Raw genomic sequence first — 19703 nt, forward strand, 5'->3', positions numbered from 1 at the left:
GAATAAAAATAGTTTACGATTAATTTTTGCCATATTTAATGATCCAGTCTGCAGTAGAAGTAATTTTTTTAACAGAATTACCAGGTAGGGCATCTAATGAATGATCTGCTCCTTGAAAAATCAACAATTTATAAGGTACATTTTCTTCTTTCAAAGCCTCTATCAAATTAAAGGATTGTTTGATAGGAACAATCGGATCTTTGTCGCCGTGTATCATTAGAATTGGAATCTTTTTTACAAATTTTACGGGACTCGATTTAATATAAAGTTCAGGAATTGGATTGCCTTCTTTCCAAACAGTTTTGTTACCAGACATTTTGTTGACAGCATCCATAAGATTTTGATTATCCAGCTGCCAAAGTGTGGAGGTATCGGTAAAATCGGTTGGTCCGCAACGATCAACAATAGCTTTGATTTTATCTGACTTAGTATAGGCATACATTAGAGAAACGTGTGCGCCAGAACTTTGTCCGGTTATAGAAAAACCTGTGCTTCTGGTGTTCCATTCTTTGGAATGTGTGATCAAATATTTGAAGATCTTATCTACATCATCTAAGAGTTCTGAAAGATGTGTGTTATTATTAGCGTATCTGTAATTGATGTTGGCAACCGCTATTCCTCTTGAAAGCAAATATTTTGATAAAGAAGTGTCAGTGCTTTTATCACCTACGGTCCACGCTCCTCCGTGAATATTTACTACAAAAGGTGTATTATTTGTTCTGTTGGCGGGTAAGTAGATGTCCATTTTGTTTCTTTCATAAGATCCATATTTTATATCTGTTAGTTCTATTTCTTTGATTTCACTCTCAGGTTGTTTTGTAGAATTTGTACATCAGGAAAGAGAAAGTATAAATAAAAATAATAGGCCGTAATTCATAATTTTAAAGCTTGTAATTACGAATTTACTTTTTTTAGATTTAAATCTGAAAATGTTTTTGTTTTTAGTTTTAAACTGTAAATCTGTTTTGTGCGAAGCGCGCCCCGAGCTGAACGGAGCTCTTTTTGTTATTGCGATTGCTGAATAGTTCTGTCTAATGTATCACTTTCTTCGCAATAACAAAAAAGCGGGAGTGGAGCGCGGATAAAGGCGCCCAATTATTTTGTATACAGACATAAAAAAACCTGACTCGTTGGAATCAGGCTTTGTGTATTTTTAATTTTCCTATAATCCGAAAATTTTAGCGAATAGATCCGGAACAATTCCCATAGAAACCAATGCTAAAATTATTACTACAGAAACGATATTGTAAGTGATACTCGCTCTTTCCGTATTGTGGAAGTTGTCTTCTTTGTAGAAAAACATTGCGATGATTAATCTCAAATAATAAGCGATACTCAATGCTGAACCTAGAACTGCAATCAGAACCAAGAACTCATAATGTCCGCCAATCGCCTGATTGAAGATTCCTAATTTTCCGATGAAACCGGCTGTCAAAGGAATCCCAGCCATTGATAGCATTGAGATTGTAGAAACAACTGCTAACAAAGGTTCTCTTTTTCCCAATCCGTTGAAAGCGGCAAAAGAAGTTTCTTTTTTGATTTTCTCAACCCAGATCAAACTGATGAAAACACCAACTGTTGCCAATGAATAAGCGAACAAGTAATAGCCTAAAATGTAAGTTGAGAAGTTATTGATTCCGAAAAATATCAAAGCAATATATCCTGCGTGCGAAACGGAAGAGTAGGCAAGCATTCTTTTTGCATTGGTCTGAACCAATCCCATAACGTTTGCCAAAAGTAAAGTCAGGATGATGAAAACGCCTAAGATATTAATCCAATCTCCAGCAATTCCCCCGAAAGCAATCGTCATTAATTTGAACAAAGCGAAGAATCCGGAAATCTTTACGACAGATGCCATAAAAGCTGTAATCAATGATGGTGCGCCTTGATAAACATCTGGACTCCACATATGGAATGGTGCTAACGATACTTTGAATGCCAATGCAGACAACATCAGGATAGCTCCCATTATCAGCATTAAGTTCTTAGGATTGTTGTAAGCAAAATCGTGAATGGCATAAAGGTCAAAACTTCCTGCACTTCCATAAACCAAAGCTACTCCAAACAAAAGAAATCCTGTTGCGAATGCTCCCATTAAGAAATATTTCATAGAAGCTTCCGTAGAGCGAAGGTCGGTTTTATTAGCTCCAGCCATTACATATAAAGGAATTGATAGAATCTCGATTCCGATGAATAATGTTACTAGGTTTTGGAATCCGAACAATACAATCCCGCCACAAAGTGCAAATAACATCAATGCATACAATTCTGACTGATGACTTCTGTGATTGCTGAATGCAAATCCTCCTAAAAAGAACAATAACAAAGTAACAGCCACCGATATTTTTGTGAATAATTCGGCATTGTAGCTGTATTCGTACATCGATTTGTATTGCGCGAAAAACTCGCAATCAGGAAGAAAACTAGTCGCCAGACCAATGATTAATCCCAAGATTCCGATATATCTTGCGTATTTGCCTTTCTCGAAAACACCTGAGAATAATACCAGAATTGCCGTAAGGAATAAAACTATTAAAACACTCATTTCTTTATTTATTTCGTAGGAAACCGGAAGTCCGATGTCCGTTTTGAATTTTATTTAATATTTCTTTTTATCTGAATTGATTTCAAATCCATTCTTAGTTAAGCATAGAAGAGTAGATGAATCTTACAGAACTTGTTACCATTTCTATAACTGGTTGAGGAAAAACGCCTAAAACAATTACGAAAACTGATAAACTTGCCAGTACTGTGAACTCCACTGAGCTAATGTCTTTTGTTGTAGCCAAAACAGCGTCGTCTCCTTTTCCAAACATTGTTTTTCCGTAGAATCTCAACATATAAGCTGCTGCAAGAATCAATGTTAATCCAGCTAAAACTGTCATTATTAGATTGTATGAAAAAATTGATTTCAATAAGATAAATTCTCCGATGAATCCGTTGGTTAATGGAACTCCCGTGGCACCAAGCAAAATAATCATAAACAATATGGCAAATTTAGGAGCGACTTTTGCCAAACCTCCCATTTTTCTGATATCTCTTGTTTTGAATCTTTTATAAAGAATATCTGCACAATAAAATAATCCAACTACGTTAATCCCGTGAGCAAAACTTTGAATCATTGCACCTTGAGCACCTTCGAAGTCTAATCCAACTCTCATTGTTACAACAGCTGAAGCGAAGATTCCCGCTACAATTAATCCAACGTGAGAAAGGGAAGAATAAGCAATCAATCGCTTGGTATCTGTAGAAATCATAGCGATTAAAGCGCCATATATCACTCCGATTACAGAAAGAATAATCACGATTTCTCCAGAAATTCCGCCAATTGCTAATGGTGTAATTGGTAATAAATATCTCATAACACCGTAAACTGCCATCTTCAACATAATTCCTGATAACAACATCGAACCTTGCGTTGGAGAATATGTATAAGTGTCTGGCTGCCAAGTATGGAAAGGGAATACCGGTAATTTCACCGCAAAAGCAAAGAAAATAAACCAGAATATTACCGTTTGTTCGTTCACATTTAAGTTAGCGTTGTACAAATCTGTCAAGGCAAATGATGCTGCGTGATTGTAAACGTAAATCAATCCAATCAACATAAATAAAGAGCCTACAAATGTGTAAACAAAGAACTTGGTTGTGAATTTGATTCTTTTATCTTCCTGACCCCAAAGTCCGGCAATCAACCAGATTGGAATCAATGTTACTTCCCAGAAAATGTAGAATAACAATCCGTCCAAAGAAGTGAAAACACCCAACAATCCGAATTGCATCAATAATATCAATGCGTAGAAAGAATTAGGGTAACCTTTTGACTCGTTGAAAGAAGATAAAGTAATGAGTGGAACCAAGATGTTGGTCAACAGAACCATCAGCATACTCATTCCATCAATCCCAAAATGAATTTTACTTTTGATATAATTGGACCAAGGTTCATTAATTTCATATTGCAATACAGCATCTACAGTTGGGTTGAAATCGAAATTCCCTAACATATAAAATGCGATGAACATCTGTGCAAAGCCAAAAGCTAATGCGATATATTTACTGGAAGGACTCTTCCAGAAAAATAGTAAAACCGAACCTACGAGAGGTAATAGTAATAATGTTAATAGTAAATACGACATTATTATTTCAATATAAAGTTAACAATCAATACAATTCCTATCGCCAATGACATAATTAGCACATAGTTTTCTACATTTCCGTTTTGGAGACGTTTTGCTGCACGTCCAGAATCTGCTGCTCCAAATCCAATGAAATTCACAATCGGGTCAAGAACTGCTTTATCAAACATTGCCGCCGCTTTTCCAGCTTCTTCGAAAGGTCTTACAATCATTGCATTGTAAATCTCATCCACGAATAATTTTTTAGCAGACAATTTCTCCCAGCCTGTATATTTATCTTCAGGAAGAGCCATTTTTTTCTTGTTAACGTAGATGTTTTTAACAATGAACCAAACGCTGAAAAACATTACAACCGTTGCTCCAAGAAGAATCATTTCTGTATTAAAATCCACACCGGAAAGCGTCGCTTCCATTTCGCTGAAACTTTGCTCCGTCAATACTGGTTTCAACCATTCCATCAATTTAGCATAATGACCGTGACCGATGAAGTGAGGAAGATTGATAAAACCTCCAATAACTGAAAGGACAGCCAAAACGATTAATGGCAAAGTCATATTCAGTGGACTTTCGTGCAAGTGATGTTTTTGTTCTTCAGTACCTCTGAACTTTCCGTGGAAAGTCAAATAGTACAACCTGAACATATATGCTGCGGTCGTTGCTGCTAAAACAAATAACATTACCCAATAAATTGGACTTTTCGCATAAGCTGCAACTAAAATTTCGTCTTTAGAAATCATCCCAGAAAGTAATGGGAAACCTGAAATCGCTAATGTTCCGATAAGGAAAGTGATGTGCGTGATTGGAACATATTTTTTCAGACCTCCCATAAAACGCATATCCTGCTCGTTGCTCATTGCGTGGATGACAGAACCTGCTCCCAAGAACATCAAAGCTTTGAAGAAAGCGTGTGTCATTACGTGGAACATTGCTGTTGTATAAGCGCCAAGACCTAAAGCGATGAACATAAATCCAAGTTGTGAAACTGTAGAATAGGCCAATACTTTTTTGATGTCGTTCTGACGAAGTGCGTAGAATCCAGCTAAAGCGGCAGTCAGGAACCCGATGAATAGAATCCCATCCTGAACAGTTGGCGCTAAAGTGAATAAGAAATTACTTCTTACTACTAAGTAAATACCAGCCGTTACCATCGTTGCTGCGTGAATCAAGGCCGAAACTGGCGTTGGTCCAGCCATCGCATCTGGTAACCAAGTATATAAAGGAACCTGAGCTGATTTACCAGTTGCTCCAATGAATAAGCTTGCCGTGATGAATATAATAATATTGCTGTCTAAAGCAAATTTTGAAGCATTCTCCTGTACGCTCAAATAATCGATAGCGTTGACTTGGGATGCAATTGTGAAAATACCAATCAATAATGCTAAATCTCCAATACGGTTCATAATGAAAGCTTTTCTTGCTGCTTTTCCATAATCTTCGTTGGTGTACCAGAATCCAATCAATAGATAAGAACAAAGTCCTACACCTTCCCAACCGATGAATAGAATCAGGTAATTGCTTCCTAAAACCAAAAGCAACATCGAGAAAATAAACAGGTTAAGATATGTGAAGAATTTGTAGAATCCTTTGTCGTGGCTCATATAGCCAATAGAGTAGAGGTGGATCAATGACCCGATCCCTGTGATGATCATTACCATCATCAATGATAATTGGTCAACTTGGAAACCAAAATTAACCTGAATCCCATTCACTCTAAACCATTCAAAAGCTTTTACGATAACAGGTGCGCTATCACTTTTGAATCCTAAAAATATACTGGTTGCGATAACAAATGAAGCGAAAACTACTAATGTTGCCAATCCTCCAACAAAAACTTTCGGAAGATTCTTTCCAAAAAGTCCGTTAATCAGGAATCCGGCTAAAGGCAAAAGTACAATTGCGTAAACTAAATTTTCCATTCCTTTTATTATCCTCTTAATTTATTAAAAATACTTACGTCCACAGATTTGGTATTTCTGTACATCATTGCGATAATTGCCAATCCTACTGCTACTTCCGCTGCTGCAACCACCATAATGAAGAAAACCAAAAGTTGTCCGTTACCATCACCTTTGTAAGCAGAAAATGCTGCTAATAAAAGATTTACGGAATTAAGCATCAATTCTACACATCCCAAAATCACGATAGCATTTTTACGAAGCAAAACTCCCAAAACACCAAGGCAAAATAAAACGGTACTCAGAATAATGAAATATTCCAAAGGTACTTGTTGTATAAATGTATTCACTTCCATAATCTTATAAATCTTTTTTACCGATAAGAACAGCACCTACAATCCCTGCTAAAATCAGAATCGAAGCCAATTCGAATGGCAATACATATTCGTTAAACAATAATCTTCCCAGATTTTTGGTCAAACCAACCGAGTGGTCGATGTTGTCTGCAACTGTTGTTTTTCCTGAAAGACCTCTGTAAGCTCCCAACATTCCTACAAACAAGATACAAACAGAAATAATCCCAATGAACTTTGGTAGGCTTCCTTTCTTGCTTTCGTCTTCTTTGTTCAAGTTCAACATCATCAAAATATAAAGGAACAAAACCATAATGGCTCCCGTGTAAACGATGATTTGAACAATACCTAAAAACTGCGCATTAAGAAGAATGTACATTCCCGCGATAGAGAACATCGTTACAATCAAAGAAAGAATGGCGTATAAAGGATTTCTTGCAAATACGAAGTAAACAGCACTTGCAATGGCGATAAACGCTACAATAAAAAATAAAATCTGATCCATTATTTTACTGCCTTTTTTTGTTTCTCAGATTGTCTCTCTGTGATGTCAATCCTTGCATTAATTTTTTCGACCAATTTTTCTTTTCCATAGATGAAAGAATTTCTGTTTTGTTCCACATCTACCAATCTGTCTGTAAGATAGATTGCAGATTTTGGACAAGCTTCTTCACACATTCCGCAGAAGATGCATCTCAACATATTGATTTCATAGATCGATGCATATTTCTCTTCTCTGTAAAGGTGTTTCTCGTCTTTAGTTCTTTCAGCAGCCGTCATTGTGATGGCTTCTGCAGGACACGCCACTGCACAAAGCCCACAAGCGGTACATCTTTCTCTACCTTCTTCATCACGTTTTAAAACGTGTTGCCCTCTCCAGATATCTGCTCTTGGTTTCTGAACCTCCGGATAAGAATATACTGCAGGAGCGCCCTTCAACACAGTTCTTACAGCGTGCTTGAAAGTGATTCCCATTCCTTTGAAAATCGCCGGCAAATAGATTTTTTCACCCAGAGTCATTTCTTTATTAGAAACAACTTTTGATCTATTAGTAAGTTTCATTTAATATAAGTTAGATGTTAGAAGTCAGATGTTAGATATTAGATTTTGAATCAAATTATCACATCACCTCATTATCAAATTTTCAATTTTTTAATTTCCAAATGCTAAAATCACAGCACCTGTAGCAATTAGATTCACCAAAGCTAATGGAATCAAAGTTTTCCATCCTAGGTGCATCAATTGGTCATATCTGAATCTCGGAAGTGTCCATCTAATCCACATAAAGATTAAAATTCCGATGATTGTTTTTGTTAAGAAAGCTAGGATACTCAAAACACCTGCAACATTTTCTCCCCAGTTGTGCGTTACCCAATCGATTCCAGGATAATTGTAACCTCCGAAGAAAAGAACTACCATAAATGCATTGGAAATGAACATATTCACATATTCTCCAAACATATACAGTCCTAATTTCATTGAAGAATATTCGGTAGAATAACCAGTTACCAATTCAGATTCACACTCAGGTAAATCGAAAGGGTGTCTGTTGGTTTCAGCCATTGCAGCGATGAAAAATATCAAGAAAGCTAAAGGCTGATAAAGGATATTCCAGTTGATTCCGGAAATGGCAGGAATGAATCCCCAAATTTTCCCAGCAGATTGAGCTTCAGTAATTAATTTTAAATCCAAACTTCCGGACATCATAATGATTGACAACAATGATAATCCCATTGCCAATTCATAAGAAATCATTTGTGATGAAGCTCTGATGGCACCTAATAATGAATATTTGTTGTTGGAAGCCCAACCTCCAATCATAATTCCGTAAACTCCGATAGAAGCCATTCCAATGATGAAAAGAACACCAACATCGATATTAGCAACCTGTAAATCGTAAGAAATACCTCCGAAATTCAATGTTTTTCCCCAAGGAATTACTGCTCCGGTAATCAATGAAATAAACATTACCAAAGATGGTCCTAAAATGAAAAGGAACTTTTCTGCATTTTGAGGTGTAAAATCTTCTTTGAAGAAAAATTTACCACCATCTGCCAACGGTTGTAATAGCCCGAAAGGTCCCGCTCTGTTTGGTCCGATACGGTCTTGCATTATCGACGCCACTTTTCTTTCTGCCCAAGTAGAGTAGGCAGCAATAGTAAGTGCCAAAAGGAACAGCGCCAATACTAATATGATTTTAAAAGTTAGTAATTCCATATTTTATAAGTTCAAAATTTAAAGTTCAAATTGAGTTTAAATTTTTATTAACTACCTAATTTTTCAATTTCTTTTTCGTCTGCCACACCAATTTCTTTGGCTTCCGGATTATCCAAAACATTGTAGCTGTCTGTTTTTTTCTCGTAGTGATTAAGAGAAATCACAGAATGTCTGTCGATATGTCTTGGTCCTTCGATATTCCAAAGTGCAGTATCTTTTTTCTCAAAACGACACTCGTTGCAAATCCAGTCTTCAACTTCGCCGTATTGGTCTTTTCTTGCCGTTACTCTTACAACTTCATCTCCTTTCATCCAAAGTACAGCTTTTCCGCTACATTTCTCACATTTGCAAGTTGCATTGTACGGTTTAGTAAACCAAACTCTACTTGTGAATCTAGCTGTTCTATCTGTTAAAGCTCCAACTGGACAAACATCAATCACATTTCCGATGAAATCATTATCCAAAGCTTTGTTCAACATTGTTGATATTTCTGCGTGATCACCTCTGTAAAGAATTCCGTGCTCTCTTTTCTCAGTTAATTGATTTGCAGCCAATACACATCTTGCACAAAGAATGCAACGGTTCATATTCAGTTTGATATATGGACCGATGTCGTCTGCATCGTAAGTATTTCTTTCGAATTCTGTTCTGGTTTCAAGATTACCGTGCTCGTAACCCAAATCCTGAAGATGACATTCTCCAGCCTGGTCACAAACTGGACAATCCAAAGGGTGATTTACCAAAAGGAATTCTGTAACAGCTTTTCTACCTTCCTGTGCTTTTTCAGAAGTTAAGTTTTTCACTTCCATTCCGTCCATCACGCCAGTTCTACAACTTGCAACCAATTTTGGCATTGGTCTTGGGTCTGCCTCAGAACCTTTGGAAACTTCTACCAAACACGTTCTGCATCTACCACCACTGGTTTCCAGTTTACTATAATAACACATAGCTGGCGGAACAGATTTCCCACCGATTTGTCTTGCAGCTTCCAAAATAGAAGTACCAGGCAAAACTTCCGTCGTCTGTCCGTCTATGGTAACTTTAAATTTTTTGACTTCTTCGCTCATATTTCAAGGTTTTAGATTTTCGGATTTTAGATTAAACCTTTTTCCTAAATCTTTTGTCAATTCTATTTATAATTTAAAATATCTCTGAGAGTATATTTTACTTCTTTAATTTTCTATTAAAAACGTATCCAACACCAAAGTTAACCTGGTAAAATACGAAGTCCTGACTTGCTTTATCAGGTTTATTATTAAGAGTAGTTTTGATATCCGGCATATTGATATAACCGAATTTTCCTTCTACTCTTGCCATAATGTGATTCCAGAAAACAGCGTTGATACTTGTTCTTGCATCTAGTCCAAATCCTGCTAAATGGTATCTGTCACTTCTTTCGTTTCCAAATAATTTCACATTACTTTTTGGCATCAAAGCACCGATTCCGCCGCCGTAAGCCCAAAAGATGTCAAAGTTCTTTTTGCTTGATAGATTTTTGTATTTCTCAAGACCAAGATTCACATAATTCAGTCCATCTGTATGCTCAAAGGTAAGGAATTGCTCATCAGACAAATTAACCTGACCATTCTGAACCATTCCTGCATAAGTCGGATCAGAAATATGACCGCTGAAATTAGCAACTTGATTCTGGTCCATCACATATTTCATATGGTCTTGCGAAACGACTAATGCTAAATTATCTTTTAAGAAATAAGCAAATCTAAAATTAAACTGAGGTATAGAAAGCCTTGTAGGGTCTATATATGCCATACTTAATTCCGACGGTCTATCGTGCGCCACCACATTATTCAAAGTGAAATCATAACCATTCCCTTTGAAACGGATATCAGACTTGCTAAATCCAGCTCTGTTCCATCCCCAAAAAACGAACATTGTTCCTTTTTTCAAGGAGGATGTGTTGTTGTTATCAATTGTAGTTTCTTGATTTTGTCCAAATACAGTTGTAATCCCAACAAAAAATACAAAAACTAATTCAAAGAACTTCTTCATTATTTCTAGTGAATTTGAAAACTCAAATCCTATTCTTAATTGTTAGCCACTGCTGGTATTGGATCAGCATAGTTGGCAATTCCGTAATTTTGAGTCTGGCAAAGTTCCGGATTGTTAACGTGCCATTCAAACTCATCTCTGAAGTGTCTGATAGCAGCAGCAACCGGCCAGGCAGCAGCATCTCCCAAAGGACAAATGGTGTTTCCTTCTATTTTTCTCTGGATGTCCCAAAGCAAATCGATGTCTTCCATTTTCCCTTCTCCTTTTTCTATTTTTTTCAGTATTTTGTACATCCAGCCTGTTCCTTCACGGCAAGGTGTACATTGTCCACAACTTTCGTGATTATAGAATCTTGCTAAAGTCATTGTATGATTAACGACACACTGGTCTTCATCCAAAACAATAAAACCTCCTGAACCCATCATTGTTCCAGTAGCAAAACCACCGTCAGCAAGAGATTCATAATTCATATATCTTGGTTCGCCGTTGATTGTTTTCAGTAAAAGATTTGCGGGAACAATTGGAACAGAACTACCACCAGGAATACAAGCTTTCAACTTTTTACCATTCGGAATTCCTCCACAATATTCATCAGAATAAATGAATTCCTCAACCGTAATGGTCATATCAATTTCATAAACACCTGGTTTGTTGATGTTACCACAAGCAGAAATCAATTTAGTTCCTGTTGACCTTCCTACGCCAATTTTAGCATATTCCGCACCACCAATTTCGATGATTGGAACAACTGCTGCGATCGATTCAACATTATTTACAACCGTTGGTCTTTCCCAAAGTCCTTTAACAGCAGGGAAAGGTGGTTTCAGTCTTGGGTTTCCTCTTCTTCCTTCAAGAGATTCAAGTAAGGCAGTTTCTTCTCCACAAATGTAAGCGCCACCACCTCTTTGAACATAAATCTCCAAATCGTAACCAGTCCCTAAGATATTTTTTCCAAGAAATCCAGCAGCTTTTGCTTCTTCGATGGCTTCTTCCAAAATATCAGGAATCCAGGAATATTCTCCTCTGATGTAGATGTACGAAACATTGGATCCTAATGTGTAAGAAGAAATCAACATTCCTTCAATCAAAAGATGCGGAAGAAACTCCATCAAATATCTGTCTTTGAAAGTTCCAGGTTCAGATTCATCGGCATTCACTACCAAGTGTCTTGGAACGCCTTCCGGCTTTGCAAGGAAACTCCATTTCATTCCCGTTGGGAAACCAGCGCCACCTCTTCCTCTAAGTCCGGAAACTTTAACTTCTTCCAGAACTTCGTCGGTCGTCATTTTCAGAGCTTTTTCCGCTGCTTCGTAACCGCCATGTTTACGGTAAGTCTCGAAGTAACGGATTCCCTCTATATGTGCGTTTTTAAGTAAAAGTTTTTTACTCATTTCTTTAATATTAATCTAAAGCGATTGCTCCTTGTCTGCAAAGCTCAAGGATTTCGTCAACTTTTTCTATTGTTAAATTTTCGTGAAAGAATTTACCCAACTGCATCATTGGTGCATATCCACAAGCTCCTAAGCATTCAGCAGGCTTCAAAGTAAATAATCCGTCTTCAGAAGTTCCTCCATCTTTGATATTCAGTTTTGTACGGATATGGTCTAGGATATTGTCACTTCCGTTCAACATACAAGGTCCGGTTCTGCAAACTTCCAAAACATATTTCCCAACCGGCTTCATATTAAACATAGTATAGAAAGTCGCAACTTCATATACTTCGATCGGCGTGATACTCAATAGTTCAGCTACATAATCCATTACTGGAACTGCTAACCAACCATCGAATTCTTTCTGTGCAATGTGCAAGACAGGAATCAACGCAGATTTTTGTCTGCCTTCAGGATATCTTGCGATAATTTTATGAACCTGTGCTAAACTCTCAGGTTTAAAAGCAATTGTTTCGCTCATTTTATTTAAGATTAAAGAATCAAGAACAAAGAGTCAAGACTCGCGATTCTGAATTCTAAATTCAATTTTTATTTTTGAAATGAAAGTCTTTTATCTTTCATGTATTTGTCTAATAATTATGCGTCTAATTCTCCCGCAATGATATTCATACTACACATCGTAACAATCGCGTCAGATATTACAGCGCCGGTAATCATTTCCGGATACGCTTGGTAATAAATGAAACAAGGTCTTCTGAAGTGCAATCTGTAAGGCGTTCTTCCGCCATCGCTCACAAGATAGAATCCTAATTCGCCGTTTCCACCTTCTACAGCGTGGTAAACTTCGCCTTTAGGAACATCCGTTTCTCCCATCACGATTTTGAAATGGTAAATCAAAGCTTCCATTTTGTTGTAAACATCTGCCTTTTCAGGAAGATAGAAATCCGGAACATCTGCGTGGAATGGTCCTTCTGGAAGATTATTGTAAGCTTGATTGATGATTTTCAATGATTCCCAAATCTCCTGCTGACGAACCATAAAACGGTCGTAAGTATCGCCCGCAGTTCCAACTGGAATGATAAAATCGAAATCCTCGTAAGAAGAATAAGGTTGTGCCACTCTCACGTCATAATCTACGCCAGTCGCACGTAGGTTTGGACCTGTGAAACCGTAGCTTAAAGCTCTCTCTGCTGAGATTGCGCCAGCTCCTATGGTTCTGTCCATAAAGATTCGGTTTCTTTCTAACAATTGACCGAATTCTGCAAATCTTGCTGGGAAAGTTTTCAGGAAGTCTTTCAACAACTCGTGGAATTTCGGTGTGAAATCTCTTTCGAAACCGCCGATTCTTCCCATATTGGTCGTCATCCTTGCACCGCAAATCTGCTCGTACATATCGTAGATACGTTCTCTTTCGATGAACATATAAGTCAGTCCTGTAATTGCGCCGGCATCCATTCCTGTTACACCGTTACAAATCAAGTGGTCACCAATTCTTGCCAACTCCATCAAAATCACACGCATATAATCTACACGCTTAGGTACTTTGATTCCAAGCAATTTCTCAACTGTCATATGCCAACCTAAGTTATTGATCGGTGCAGAACAGTAGTTCATTCTATCTGTAAGCGTCGTGATTTGTGCAAAGTTTCTTCTCTCAGAGATTTTTTCAAATGCTCTGTGAATATAACCTACAGTTTGTTCAGCGTGAAGAATCCTTTCTCCGTCCATTGTAAGAACGTTCTGGAAAATCCCGTGAGTTGCAGGGTGCGTAGGTCCAAGATTCAGGGTGTATAATTGCCCGTCGATTTGTTCCTTGCTATCGTATTGGTTAAGTATATTAGATAATGAGTTATCTTTCATATTCTTTATAATTGATAATTGATAGGTGATAATCGATAATCATTTATCTATCATCATTTATCATTTATATTAATTTTATCTTCCGAACATACTATCGTTCTTGTCTGTTCTGGTTCCATCTTCCAAGCGATATTCTTTCAACATTGGGTGGTAACCTAGGTCTTCCATATTAAGGATTGGTCTCAAGTCCGGATGTCCTTTGAATTTGATTCCATAGAAATCAAAAGTCTCTCTTTCCATCCAGTTGGCTCCGGCATATAATTCAGTCAAAGAATCAACTTCAACATTTTCTCTCGTCATAAAAACTTTAAGACGAATTCTGAAATTGGTCATCATATTATGCAAATGATAAATAACGCCAATCTCTTTCTCAGGTGTTTCAGGATAATGAATCCCGCAAACATCCGTCAAAAAATTAATTTCTAAACTTGAATCTTTCAAATAATGAATTACCTTCTTGATATCGTCTTTCTTGATTTCAACCGTCAGCATTCCGTATGGTTCTGAACTTGAAATCACAGACTCAGGAAATTCTCTCGTGATAGCTTCTAATACAAATTCGTTCGTCATTATTCCTTAGTTGTCGATGTTGTATGAATCTAACAAATGCTGATACTCTGGCATATCTCTTCTTCTGATGCTTTCGCTTTCTGCCAAAGCCTGCACCTGCATTACACCTTCAATGATTTGTTCTGGTCTTGGTGGGCACCCTGGAACATAAACGTCAACAGGAATAATTTTATCGATCCCCTGAAGAACCGAATAAGTATCAAAAATACCACCGCTGGAAGCACAAGCGCCAACAGCAACCACCCATTTTGGCTCAGCCATCTGGGTGTAAACTTCTTTCAAAACTGGTCCTAATTTTTTAGAAATAGTTCCGCAAACCATCAACATATCTGCCTGTCTTGGAGAGAAAGAGTTTCTTTCCATTCCAAATCTTGATGCATCGTAAGTTGGATTCAATGTCGCCATAAATTCGATTCCACAGCAAGATGTTGCAAAAGGTAAAGGCCAAAGTGAGAACTTTCTTGCCATCCCGATCACACTGCTCAATTGTGTTGCGAAGAATCCTTCTCCTTCAAATCCTGGAGGAGCGGGCGCATCTGTTTTTATTACTGGTTTATTATCTGACATTTTTTCTAGATTTTAAATTTTAGACTTTAATTGATTCAATTTTAAATCCAAAACGTAATTAAATTAATTTATTTGTCCCAATCCAAAGCGCCTCTTTTCCAGACGTAGAAAAAAGCGACAAAGAAAATAGCAACAAACGTAAGTACGGCTAAAAAGCCTTCCATTCCAAATTCTCTGAAGTTAACAGCATAAGGATAAAAAAATACGATTTCTATATCGAATAATACAAACAATACAGCAGTTAAGAAATATTTGATGGAGAAAGGCGTTCTAGCGTTTCCCTCAACAGGAATACCACATTCCCAACTTGAATTTTTGGTAGAATTACCTTTCTTTTGTTTTGGTCCCAAAAAATGTGCACCCAACAAAGAAATGATAACAAAGCCCAATCCAACTCCTGCTTGAATGAGTATTGGAATATAATTTTCAGGTAAATTCATAAAGTCTAAATTTAACTATGCAAAAATACTAAATAAAGATTTAATATATTAAATTATCCGCCTTCGGAAGAGCAGACAAAAGTCTGTTTTTGTAAATTTAGAACAGTTATAAATAAGGACTGATTAGTCTTTCTTACTTATCTTCTTGAGAACAAGATAAGCTATATAAGCGATGTACAGAAACAATACGCTGGCAAACAAGATGTTGATGACAGCATCCAATCTGTCGTCTTTGACTGGCTTGTAGAAATTGTAAGCTACAAACAAAATGATAAGACCTGCGTATATGTAAAGTTGCTTTTTCAATTGAATTGGATTTTAAAGGTCAGAAATCTAAGTTGAAATATAATTTAGTTAAACAATTGTTTAACTAAATTAATCATTGATGTTCAAAGAGTAGGTTCTTCTGCTTTTATGATGCACGGGATGATAATCCTGCCAAAGAACTTGTACGTTTTTGTTTTCCTCTAACTCTGGATTGGTTTCAAGAAATTTAATGCCTTTACTTTTAAGATTCATCTGGATGGATTTGAAAATCATAGAAGTAACACCACGTCTCTGATATTCCGGATGAATTCCTATCAAATAAAAATTTGCTCTGTCGTTTTTCTTTCCGGCTTGTAAAAAATGCCACCAAGCAAAAGGGAAAAGCTTTCCGTTGGCTTTCTGCAAAGCTTTGGAATAAGAAGGCATTGTAATCGCAAAAGCCACTAAATTATCATTTTCGTCCGCAACACAAGTGATGTAATCTTTATCAATAAAACTGAAGTATTTCTCTTTGTAAGATTTGATTTGCTCGTCCGAAATTGGTGTGTAAGTTGAAAGCGATTTGTAAGTTTCATCCAAAAGCTTAAACATCGGTTCTACATAAGGAAGAATCTCTTTTTTGTTATTAAACTTTAAAGTTCTCAATTTGTATTTCTGAGCAATCAAAGCACTGAATTTCTCTATTTTTTCTGGTAAAACGTCAGGGAATTGCAATTCAAATTCTACCCACTCTTTTTCCTTAACCAAACCTAATTTCTCCAGATGTTTCGGATAATATTCGAAGTTGTAAATTCCAATCATTGTTGCCAATTTATCAAACCCGAAAATCAACATTCCGGCTTTGTCAAGATTCGTAAATCCCATTGGACCTTCGATTTTATCGATTTGATTTTCTTTGGCGTATTTAATTGCTTCATTAATCAAAGCTTTGGAAACTTCCTCGTCATCAATAAAATCAATCCATCCAAATCTTACTTTTTTGATTCCCAATTCCTGAGCTTCCTTATTATTAATCATCACCGCAATTCTACCAACGATTTTATCATTTTTATAAGCTAAAAATTGTTTCGCCTGAGAATATAGCAACGCAGGATTTTCATCCTTATTCCAAATGTCTTTTTCATCGTTGATTAAAGGTGGAACAAAATTCGGGTTGTTCTTGTACAATTCCATCGGGAATTTTATGAATTTTATCAAATCACTTTCCGTAACCACTTGCTTTATAATGATGTTTTCCATATTCTTGCTTATCAATAAGACAAAGATAGTTTTTAAGGTAAAATGTGCAATGCTTTGGCATAATTTTTACTCAAAAATCATAGATTTATTTTAATGTAAATTTTATTAAAAATGACTGGTTATTATTTAATTATTGGAATTTCTATGTTGTTTAGTTGGATTGTTTCCTCTAGACTCAAATCGAAGTTCGAATATTACTCCAAAGTCCATCTACGAAATGGAATGTCTGGAAAAGAAGTTGCGGAAAAAATGTTGAGAGACAACGGGATTACCGATGTTCAGGTAGTTTCTGTTCCAGGACATTTGTCTGATCATTATAATCCTGAAAATAAAACAGTTAATCTTTCGGAAGCGGTTTATATGCAAAGAAACGCCGCCGCCGCCGCAGTTGCAGCTCATGAATGTGGACATGCTGTACAACATGCAGTTGGTTATTCTATGTTACAATTGAGGTCAAAAATGGTTCCGATTGTCAATATCAGCTCTAATCTTTTACAGTTTGTTTTGTTTGCTGGTATTGCCATAATGGCAGCAACCAGAAGTATTGATAATCCAAACGGAAATACAACAGTTTTAGCAATTGGTGTAATATTGTTTGCTGTGACAACATTGTTTGCATTTATAACATTACCAGTGGAGTATGACGCTAGTAATCGCGCTTTGCAATGGTTGAAATCTACAGGAACAGTAACTGCTGAGGAATATGAAGGCGCAGAAGATTCTTTGAAATGGGCGGCCAGAACTTATGTTGTGGCAGCGCTCGGTTCTTTGGCGCAATTGCTTTATTTTGCATCGATGTTATTAGGGAATAGAAGGTAAAAGTTATGAAAAATTAAATTCCAAAAGCATCTCGGACAACTCGTCTGAGATGCTTTCTCTTTTAGAGGTTTTGATATTGGCTTGGATGATACAAATTTCCTGAGCATCGAAGTCAAGGATTTTTGCATCGTATTTATTAAGCAAAGTAAAAATTTGATTTTGTTGTGAGAATTTGAACTTTAATTCGATTTTAGATTCTAATTCTTTAGTAATGATCGTGGCTTGTTCTAAAGTATATTTCGCTGATTCTTTGTAAGCTTTTACAAGTCCACCAACGCCTAATTTTGTTCCTCCGTAATATCTTATCACAACTACTAAGATGTTCGTGATTTGATGGGCGAGAAGTTGATTGTAAATAGGCAATCCGGCACTTCCGGAAGGTTCGCCGTCATCGTTAGCGCGATAATTTTCGCCGTTGATTCCTAATCTGTAAGCATAACAATGATGTGTTGCTTTTGGATGAATTGATTTTAAGTGATTTAATGAATCCTTAATCTCAGATTCAGAGTTAACGGGATAAGCAAAACCAATGAACTTGCTTCCCTTTTCTTTGAGCAAAATATCTTCAATCGGTTTCTGTATGGTTTGGAATTCAAACATTCGTCAAAAATATAAATTCCAAAAAGAATTTCAAATTGTTAATATTCAATTATTATATAAAAATGTGTGAATCTATTAGTGTTTATAGGAGTCAGATAAGAATTGTCAAACGAGTTGTGGAAACTTCTTAAAGAAATCTTAAAGAAATAAAATTCAGTAAATTAATTTTTGCGTAATTTTGCATTCAAATTTTTTTTAAATCAATGCCTAATACAGTAATCATTGGCTCCGGAAGTTATATCCCGGAAAACGTAATAGAAGGTTCTCATTTCAAGGACTCGATTTTCTATGATGATAATAATCAATTGATTGAGAAACCAACTGAGGAAATCATCGAGAAGTTTGTAGATATTACGGAAATCAAAAGAAGGAGATATATGAATCCTGAAGATTTTAATTCTGACCTTGGTCTCAGAGCTTCTATTGAAGCTATAGAAGATGCAGGTATTGATAAAGAAGAGATTGATTATATCATCTATGCCACCAATTTTGGGGAATTAGATACGGATGGTGTTCCGAATTTTATGCCTTCTATGTCAGCTAGGCTGAAGGGTAAATTGGGAATTAAAAGAAGAGATTGTGTCAATTATGATATGATTTTCGGTTGTCCGGGTTGGGTAGAATCTTTGATTCTTGCTGATACGATGATAAAAGCTGGAAAAGCTAAAACTGTTTTGGTAGTTGGTGGTGAAACTTTGAGTAGAGTAACTGACCCTTATGACAGAAACAAAATGATTTTTGCAGATGGCGCTGGAGCTGTTGTTGTAACGGCTACGGAAGATACTACTGTTGGTGTGATAGCGGATAATACGCTTTGTGATAATGGTGAAGAGCTTTGCTTTTTGGAAAATGCACCTTCTTTGAATTTGGAGCACGATCAAAGTAAATTATACATCAGAATGAGAGGTCGTAAAATCTACGAATACGCTCTGAAAAATGTTCCTGATGCAATAAAAGCAACTATTGAAAAAGCGAATCTCGATATTTCCGATATCAGCAAAGTCTTGATTCATCAGGCTAATGCAAAGATGGATTATGCGATGATTGGCAGACTTTTCAAATTATACGGACAAAAAGAATATGATCACGCGATTTCTCCGATGACGATTCAGGAATTAGGAAATTCTTCAGTTGCAACAGTTCCTACTTTGTTTGATTTAATCAGAAAAGGGAAAATGGAAGGTCAGCATTTCACGCCAGGTTCTCATATTTTGTTTACATCTGTTGGCGCCGGGATGAACATCAATTGTGTTGTTTACAAGTTTCCGGAAGGGAAAATTTAAGATAATAAAATTGAATTAAAGTAAAATTCAATTTTAAACGTTTATAATGCAAAAGGAAT

At 36.5% G+C, this 19703-nt stretch carries 21 protein-coding genes; 2 read left to right on the plus strand and 19 right to left on the minus strand.

What is annotated here, in order from left to right; all coding sequences use genetic code 11:
* Positions 1 to 19: 19 nt before the first annotated feature.
* The 18 genes from BUR19_RS01680 to BUR19_RS01765 form a co-directional block, all read right to left on the minus strand.
* Complete coding sequence (locus BUR19_RS01680; protein WP_074233204.1) at positions 20 to 745, minus strand: prolyl oligopeptidase family serine peptidase; 726 nt, start codon at positions 743 to 745, stop codon at positions 20 to 22.
* A gap of 417 nt (positions 746 to 1162) precedes the next feature.
* Positions 1163 to 2545 (minus strand): NADH-quinone oxidoreductase subunit N, encoded by a 1383-nt coding sequence (locus BUR19_RS01685; RefSeq protein ID WP_074233205.1) that lies wholly within the window; start codon positions 2543 to 2545, stop codon positions 1163 to 1165.
* A 94-nt stretch (positions 2546 to 2639) separates the two neighbouring features.
* Positions 2640 to 4133 carry a complex I subunit 4 family protein gene (locus BUR19_RS01690; RefSeq protein ID WP_074233206.1) on the minus strand — a complete coding sequence of 498 codons (1494 nt, stop codon included), beginning with the start codon at positions 4131 to 4133 and terminating at the stop codon, positions 2640 to 2642.
* 2 nt (positions 4134 to 4135) lie between these two features.
* On the minus strand, positions 4136 to 6049 hold the full coding sequence (gene nuoL, locus BUR19_RS01695) for an NADH-quinone oxidoreductase subunit L (protein ID WP_074233207.1): 1914 nt from the start codon (positions 6047 to 6049) through the stop codon (positions 4136 to 4138).
* Between the two features lie 8 nt (positions 6050 to 6057).
* Positions 6058 to 6384 carry an NADH-quinone oxidoreductase subunit NuoK gene (nuoK, locus tag BUR19_RS01700; protein ID WP_074233208.1) on the minus strand — a complete coding sequence of 109 codons (327 nt, stop codon included), beginning with the start codon at positions 6382 to 6384 and terminating at the stop codon, positions 6058 to 6060.
* A gap of 4 nt (positions 6385 to 6388) precedes the next feature.
* Positions 6389 to 6886, minus strand: a complete 498-nt coding sequence (locus BUR19_RS01705) for an NADH-quinone oxidoreductase subunit J family protein (protein ID WP_074233209.1) — start codon at positions 6884 to 6886, stop codon at positions 6389 to 6391.
* Positions 6886 to 7443 (minus strand): NuoI/complex I 23 kDa subunit family protein, encoded by a 558-nt coding sequence (locus BUR19_RS01710; protein WP_074233210.1) that lies wholly within the window; start codon positions 7441 to 7443, stop codon positions 6886 to 6888. The genes BUR19_RS01705 and BUR19_RS01710 overlap by 1 nt, the downstream gene beginning before the upstream one ends.
* A gap of 90 nt (positions 7444 to 7533) precedes the next feature.
* A complete protein-coding gene (gene nuoH / locus BUR19_RS01715; RefSeq protein ID WP_074233211.1) occupies positions 7534 to 8598 on the minus strand; it encodes an NADH-quinone oxidoreductase subunit NuoH in 1065 nt (354 codons plus the stop codon).
* 47 nt (positions 8599 to 8645) lie between these two features.
* On the minus strand, positions 8646 to 9665 hold the full coding sequence (locus BUR19_RS01720) for a 2Fe-2S iron-sulfur cluster-binding protein (RefSeq protein WP_074233212.1): 1020 nt from the start codon (positions 9663 to 9665) through the stop codon (positions 8646 to 8648).
* Between the two features lie 97 nt (positions 9666 to 9762).
* A complete protein-coding gene (locus tag BUR19_RS01725) occupies positions 9763 to 10608 on the minus strand; it encodes a hypothetical protein (RefSeq protein ID WP_074233213.1) in 846 nt (281 codons plus the stop codon).
* A 35-nt stretch (positions 10609 to 10643) separates the two neighbouring features.
* The gene (nuoF, locus tag BUR19_RS01730) at positions 10644 to 11999 is read right to left on the minus strand and encodes an NADH-quinone oxidoreductase subunit NuoF (RefSeq protein ID WP_074233214.1); all 1356 of its coding nucleotides are present in this window, start codon (positions 11997 to 11999) and stop codon (positions 10644 to 10646) included.
* Positions 12000 to 12009: 10 nt separating this feature from the next.
* On the minus strand, positions 12010 to 12519 hold the full coding sequence (locus tag BUR19_RS01735) for an NADH-quinone oxidoreductase subunit NuoE family protein (RefSeq protein ID WP_074233215.1): 510 nt from the start codon (positions 12517 to 12519) through the stop codon (positions 12010 to 12012).
* A 116-nt stretch (positions 12520 to 12635) separates the two neighbouring features.
* Complete coding sequence (locus tag BUR19_RS01740; protein ID WP_074233216.1) at positions 12636 to 13859, minus strand: NADH-quinone oxidoreductase subunit D; 1224 nt, start codon at positions 13857 to 13859, stop codon at positions 12636 to 12638.
* A gap of 75 nt (positions 13860 to 13934) precedes the next feature.
* Complete coding sequence (locus BUR19_RS01745; protein WP_074233217.1) at positions 13935 to 14429, minus strand: NADH-quinone oxidoreductase subunit C; 495 nt, start codon at positions 14427 to 14429, stop codon at positions 13935 to 13937.
* 6 nt (positions 14430 to 14435) lie between these two features.
* Positions 14436 to 14996, minus strand: coding sequence for an NADH-quinone oxidoreductase subunit B (locus tag BUR19_RS01750; RefSeq protein ID WP_063969022.1), 561 nt, complete (start codon positions 14994 to 14996; stop codon positions 14436 to 14438).
* A gap of 68 nt (positions 14997 to 15064) precedes the next feature.
* Entirely contained in the window at positions 15065 to 15436 is a 372-nt protein-coding gene (locus tag BUR19_RS01755; protein ID WP_074233218.1) for an NADH-quinone oxidoreductase subunit A, read from the minus strand.
* Between the two features lie 123 nt (positions 15437 to 15559).
* Entirely contained in the window at positions 15560 to 15742 is a 183-nt protein-coding gene (locus tag BUR19_RS01760; RefSeq protein WP_074233219.1) for a hypothetical protein, read from the minus strand.
* 69 nt (positions 15743 to 15811) lie between these two features.
* Positions 15812 to 16942 (minus strand): GNAT family N-acetyltransferase, encoded by a 1131-nt coding sequence (locus BUR19_RS01765; RefSeq protein WP_074233220.1) that lies wholly within the window; start codon positions 16940 to 16942, stop codon positions 15812 to 15814.
* Positions 16943 to 17053: 111 nt separating this feature from the next.
* On the opposite strand from BUR19_RS01765, the gene BUR19_RS01770 reads away from it, so the two are divergent.
* Positions 17054 to 17761, plus strand: coding sequence for a zinc metallopeptidase (locus BUR19_RS01770; RefSeq protein WP_074233221.1), 708 nt, complete (start codon positions 17054 to 17056; stop codon positions 17759 to 17761).
* A gap of 3 nt (positions 17762 to 17764) precedes the next feature.
* Here the strand turns inward: BUR19_RS01770 and BUR19_RS01775 are convergent, their stop codons facing one another.
* The gene (locus BUR19_RS01775) at positions 17765 to 18361 is read right to left on the minus strand and encodes an IMPACT family protein (RefSeq protein WP_074233222.1); all 597 of its coding nucleotides are present in this window, start codon (positions 18359 to 18361) and stop codon (positions 17765 to 17767) included.
* A gap of 203 nt (positions 18362 to 18564) precedes the next feature.
* On the opposite strand from BUR19_RS01775, the gene BUR19_RS01780 reads away from it, so the two are divergent.
* Positions 18565 to 19644, plus strand: a complete 1080-nt coding sequence (locus tag BUR19_RS01780; protein ID WP_074233223.1) for a 3-oxoacyl-ACP synthase III family protein — start codon at positions 18565 to 18567, stop codon at positions 19642 to 19644.
* The last annotated feature ends 59 nt before the right edge of the window (positions 19645 to 19703 follow it).

Origin of the sequence: Epilithonimonas zeae, from assembly GCF_900141765.1 — a bacterium.
GTDB classification, from domain to species: Bacteria; Bacteroidota; Bacteroidia; order Flavobacteriales; family Weeksellaceae; genus Epilithonimonas; species Epilithonimonas zeae.

Excerpts from the sequence above, each read along its gene's own strand:
- BUR19_RS01680 (WP_074233204.1), bottom strand. The coding sequence starts at position 745 with ATGGACATCTACTTACCCGCCAACAGAACAAATAATACACCTTTTGTA.
- BUR19_RS01685 (WP_074233205.1), bottom strand. The coding sequence starts at position 2,545 with ATGAGTGTTTTAATAGTTTTATTCCTTACGGCAATTCTGGTATTATTC.
- BUR19_RS01690 (WP_074233206.1), bottom strand. The coding sequence starts at position 4,133 with ATGTCGTATTTACTATTAACATTATTACTATTACCTCTCGTAGGTTCG.
- nuoL (WP_074233207.1), bottom strand. The coding sequence starts at position 6,049 with ATGGAAAATTTAGTTTACGCAATTGTACTTTTGCCTTTAGCCGGATTC.
- nuoK (WP_074233208.1), bottom strand. The coding sequence starts at position 6,384 with ATGGAAGTGAATACATTTATACAACAAGTACCTTTGGAATATTTCATT.
- BUR19_RS01705 (WP_074233209.1), bottom strand. The coding sequence starts at position 6,886 with ATGGATCAGATTTTATTTTTTATTGTAGCGTTTATCGCCATTGCAAGT.
- BUR19_RS01710 (WP_074233210.1), bottom strand. The coding sequence starts at position 7,443 with ATGAAACTTACTAATAGATCAAAAGTTGTTTCTAATAAAGAAATGACT.
- nuoH (WP_074233211.1), bottom strand. The coding sequence starts at position 8,598 with ATGGAATTACTAACTTTTAAAATCATATTAGTATTGGCGCTGTTCCTT.
- BUR19_RS01720 (WP_074233212.1), bottom strand. The coding sequence starts at position 9,665 with ATGAGCGAAGAAGTCAAAAAATTTAAAGTTACCATAGACGGACAGACG.
- BUR19_RS01725 (WP_074233213.1), bottom strand. The coding sequence starts at position 10,608 with ATGAAGAAGTTCTTTGAATTAGTTTTTGTATTTTTTGTTGGGATTACA.
- nuoF (WP_074233214.1), bottom strand. The coding sequence starts at position 11,999 with ATGAGTAAAAAACTTTTACTTAAAAACGCACATATAGAGGGAATCCGT.
- BUR19_RS01735 (WP_074233215.1), bottom strand. The coding sequence starts at position 12,519 with ATGAGCGAAACAATTGCTTTTAAACCTGAGAGTTTAGCACAGGTTCAT.
- BUR19_RS01740 (WP_074233216.1), bottom strand. The coding sequence starts at position 13,859 with ATGAAAGATAACTCATTATCTAATATACTTAACCAATACGATAGCAAG.
- BUR19_RS01745 (WP_074233217.1), bottom strand. The coding sequence starts at position 14,429 with ATGACGAACGAATTTGTATTAGAAGCTATCACGAGAGAATTTCCTGAG.
- BUR19_RS01750 (WP_063969022.1), bottom strand. The coding sequence starts at position 14,996 with ATGTCAGATAATAAACCAGTAATAAAAACAGATGCGCCCGCTCCTCCA.
- BUR19_RS01755 (WP_074233218.1), bottom strand. The coding sequence starts at position 15,436 with ATGAATTTACCTGAAAATTATATTCCAATACTCATTCAAGCAGGAGTT.
- BUR19_RS01765 (WP_074233220.1), bottom strand. The coding sequence starts at position 16,942 with ATGGAAAACATCATTATAAAGCAAGTGGTTACGGAAAGTGATTTGATA.
- BUR19_RS01770 (WP_074233221.1), top strand. The coding sequence starts at position 17,054 with ATGACTGGTTATTATTTAATTATTGGAATTTCTATGTTGTTTAGTTGG.
- BUR19_RS01775 (WP_074233222.1), bottom strand. The coding sequence starts at position 18,361 with ATGTTTGAATTCCAAACCATACAGAAACCGATTGAAGATATTTTGCTC.
- BUR19_RS01780 (WP_074233223.1), top strand. The coding sequence starts at position 18,565 with ATGCCTAATACAGTAATCATTGGCTCCGGAAGTTATATCCCGGAAAAC.